Origin of the sequence: Chamaesiphon sp. GL140_3_metabinner_50 (assembly GCF_025361915.1) — a bacterium.
GTDB lineage: Bacteria > Cyanobacteriota > Cyanobacteriia > Cyanobacteriales > Chamaesiphonaceae > Chamaesiphon.
Genome location: NZ_JANYJC010000034.1, coordinates 1 through 3657 on the forward strand (window position 1 = coordinate 1; position 3657 = coordinate 3657).

Annotated in this window: 4 protein-coding genes and 1 pseudogene; 1 reads left to right on the forward strand and 4 read right to left on the reverse strand. The window is 48.0% G+C overall.

The features are described from left to right. The 4 genes from murI to Q0R35_RS01540 all read right to left on the reverse strand — a co-directional run. Positions 1-618 (reverse strand): glutamate racemase (gene murI / locus Q0R35_RS01525; RefSeq protein WP_295613772.1); only part of this gene is annotated, 618 nt, incomplete at its 3' end. A gap of 40 nt (positions 619-658) precedes the next feature. Next, positions 659-2149, reverse strand: coding sequence for an N-acetylmuramoyl-L-alanine amidase (locus Q0R35_RS01530; RefSeq protein WP_295613774.1), 1491 nt, complete (start codon positions 2147-2149; stop codon positions 659-661). Positions 2150-2173: 24 nt separating this feature from the next. Then, entirely contained in the window at positions 2174-2626 is a 453-nt protein-coding gene (locus tag Q0R35_RS01535) for an AMIN domain-containing protein (protein WP_295613777.1), read from the reverse strand. A gap of 2 nt (positions 2627-2628) precedes the next feature. Beyond that, positions 2629-2796 carry a hypothetical protein gene (locus Q0R35_RS01540; protein WP_295613778.1) on the reverse strand — a complete coding sequence of 56 codons (168 nt, stop codon included), beginning with the start codon at positions 2794-2796 and terminating at the stop codon, positions 2629-2631. Between the two features lie 608 nt (positions 2797-3404). On the opposite strand from Q0R35_RS01540, the pseudogene Q0R35_RS01545 reads away from it, so the two are divergent. Continuing rightward, a pseudogene (locus Q0R35_RS01545) lies at positions 3405-3657 on the forward strand (glycoside hydrolase family 10 protein); the annotation flags it as partial.

The following is a 3657-nucleotide window of genomic DNA, read 5'->3' on the forward strand; positions in this document are numbered from 1 at the left end:
CCGCAAAATCGGTTCGAGGTGAGGATAATGGGTACAACCATATACTAGGGTATCGATCGATCGATCGAGTAGGGGTTGCAGATATTCCTTGGCAATGGCGAGGGTATATGGATCGGCAAGGCGATTGTTTTCGATGAGGGGGACGAATTCTGGACAGGCAACTTGCCAAACTTGGGCGCGGGGATTGGCTTCTTGGATGGCATAGAGGTAGGCATTACTATTGACAGTAGCGGGGGTGGCAATTACGCCGATCCTTCGCCCCTGACGCGCGGCAGCTCTGGCTCCAGGCAAAACTACCCCCAGAATTGGCAGATCGTACTCATTCCTAACGGTATCTAATGCTAGTGCCGAACTGGTATTACAGGCAACGATCGCCATTTTTACCCGTTGCGATACCATCCAATCTAAAGTTTGTCTGGTAAATTTGATAATCTCTGCGGCACTGCGGGTGCCATAAGGTACTCGCGCTGTGTCGCCAAAGTACAAAACCGATTCGTGTGGGAGCTGGCGATAAATTTCTTGCAAGACTGTCAATCCCCCCACGCCACTATCAAATACGCCAATTCGGTTAATTTCGTGAGAGTGGAATGGTGGGGCGGGGGTAAATCTGTCTTGCATATTAGTCGGAACCTAGCAACTAGAAATGGTGGATTTAAACTTAGTTACGATCCTTGATGTACTGGACAATGCCCTTGGCAATGGCTTCTGCCATCACTTTTTGATAATCATCCCGCCGCAGCCGAGCAGATTCTTCTGCGCTAGTCAAATAACCAGTTTCGACTAGAATAGCGGGGATGGTCGATTTTCGCAAGACCAAAAACCGCGCCGAGCGCACATGGCGATCGTTTAAGTAGAAACCATTTTTGTTAACGTAATCTACTACCGTTCTGTGGACGGTATCGGCAAAGGATTGACCGATGTTGTAATGATATACTTCTAAACCATTGACATCAGGGCGATTGTCGATCGAGTTAGCATGAATGCTCACAAATAGCGTTGCGCCTGCTTCTCTAGACATGGTGACCCGTTCGTCTAAACCAACAAAATAGTCGCTATTACGAGTCATTTTAACCGCAATCCCTTGCTTTTCGAGAATTTCGGCGACACGTTTGGCGACTGGTAAAATTACATCTACTTCGCGCAAACCACCCAATCCAATTGCGCCCGGATCTTTACCGCCATGTCCGGGATCGAGCATCACTAGGGTGCGACCGTTATTGGCTCTGACTGGGGGTGTGGTATCTTGCTTGGTGGGCGTAGGGCGAGTTTGTGTCGGGTTGGGTACGGAAATTGGGACTGTTGCTGGCGGACGGTTGACGGCAATGCGGGTGGTACTGGCAGTCGGTTGGAGGTATACCCACCGACTTTCTAAGTACTGACGGACGATATCTACTTTGACCCCATCCGTCCGCCGCACGAGGATGGAAATATCATCGCCTTGGGTGCTAACGGTCAGATACCGCTGAGATTCGGCGGGGACTTGGTAGCCAGGAGCTAGCCTTGCATTGGGAATCGTCACCTTATAACTGCTAGAGGGGATATCCCAACCAGTTGTATATTTAAGCTGCGTCCTACTCGATCGATCGAGCTGTAATAAAATGCCCGTCCGGGTGGGGTCGATCGCAATATAATTAACTGGCGCAAGTGACGACGGATTACTCGCCACAGTGTTGGGACGCGCTGGTTGGGCGACAATTGCTTGACCGTTTTCATTAAAAACTGCCACTGTACCGACTGGCGCGCCGCGCGGAAAAGCTTGAAGGGGTTGGGGTGTGGGCAATTGGATCGACCACTGCTTGCTGGTACTAGCTTGAATTAAGACCTGCTGCGGGTCGATGCTGTACCCAGGATCGAGTTCTAAGACCATTCTCGCCCGATCGGGTTCGACTTGACCGACGCGCAGCGATTTAATGCCATTACTGAGTACTTGCGACGATGTTGGCTGATTGAGTCGGGTATCGGGGAGATCGACGATCAATCTACTGGGGTTAGCCAGCATTTGGGCTTCAGGTTTCACCGCCGAGTTGGTACTAAAATCAATCCGATTCTCGGTTGCATTATATTGCCACGATAAAATTTCGGCGGCAGATGCTGGCAGCGATACCATTACGAAACTGAAAATACTGGGTAATAACCAGTTGTATCTCACAATAATTACTCCTATGGATCGGAACTATCTGGGCAAATTCGGTTTTGGGGTTATAGTCGGTAACGTGGTCGATCCGCGTTCGGGCACTGGAATAGTCACATACCAATCGATCGGATTTTCGCCAGTAAATTGAACGCGTTTGGGATTGATGGTATATCCAGGTTGTAGTTCTAACACTAGCCTCGCGGTGTTGCCATCAAATTGACCGACACGTAAAGATCTAAAATTACCTGTTAATTTTTGGGTAATTGTTGGCTTGGGAAACCCAATTCCTGGCAGATCGATCACCAACCGAGTCGGATTAAATAGCATTACTGCTTTGGGTTGTACCCCAGCATCTGTCTTGAAATCTAATCTATTTCTGCTCGGATCGAATTTCCACGATGCCAATTGACCAGCATCGGCGGGGGCCGCCAGCAAACATAAACTAAAGATACTACCGAGTAAAAATTGCAATCTCACTTCACTATATTCCATCCTTAACAATGGACACGATTTTCAGTCGATCGAGCGTGGTTGCTCCAACACTGAGCGTTGGCATTTTTACGATCTGCGCGATCGATAATTGACTCAGGGTGAGTCATTTCTCGATCTGGGAGGCTACGCTTGGGTGTAACCTCGGCGATGTCGGATCGTGCTGTTTTCACTAACTAGGCAGTAGAATAGCTGTTGTCATCAACGCTCCGTGAGGAGCAGGTGTGCCAACACCCGCTCAGAATGCTGGCACTTATTTAAGATGAACTAACAGCTCGGATTGTTTCTATTTGCTGCGAAAAATCAACATTTTGGGACTCTATGGTAAAGTACCATACATTTGGTCTTCGATTTTAAAATCGAGTCGTCAGTCCAGCGATTGTCAATCGCTGTCTGCCATAGCGGCAAGATGAGCCAGTCCGTTCTAAAGGATCTAAATAGTCTCCAGATCCGATCTTCTCAAAGCGTGCGCTCGTGTTGCCTTGTCACAACATGACGGCAATGACTTTGACTGCTAAATCTGCTAGGTAGTTCCAAGCTAACTATCCCCACAGAGTCTAACTATATAATTCCCGCTTTTTCAACCCGACTGGCTAAATGAGCATTTCGATCGCAATTATTTTACTAGCGCGACAACATGGGTGCGATCTAGATTTGTTATTTTAGTCGTGCATACTCAGCTCGATGTCTCCCAATCTTCAGATATATACTTGCTACCCATAACCTCAGCCGTTAGAAACCGTTGCTCGGCTCGATCTCGTAATCGCTCTAATCATCTACTATGGGAACTAAGCAAAATTCAGGCTGTGGTTGTTTAAAAATACCATTATCTGTCGTCATATTAATGTTGGGCGGTGGCTATTGGTGGCTGATTTATCTCGGTAATGTCACCAAAGTTACTAAACTTTTGCCGCCGATTCAATTACCTGCGCCGATTGCCAATCTGTTCCCCTCAAACTCTACTAATAGCCAACCTACCCCGCTACCAATCCCAACGCCTTCGCAGCCAATTGCAACTCGACCACAAGTATCAG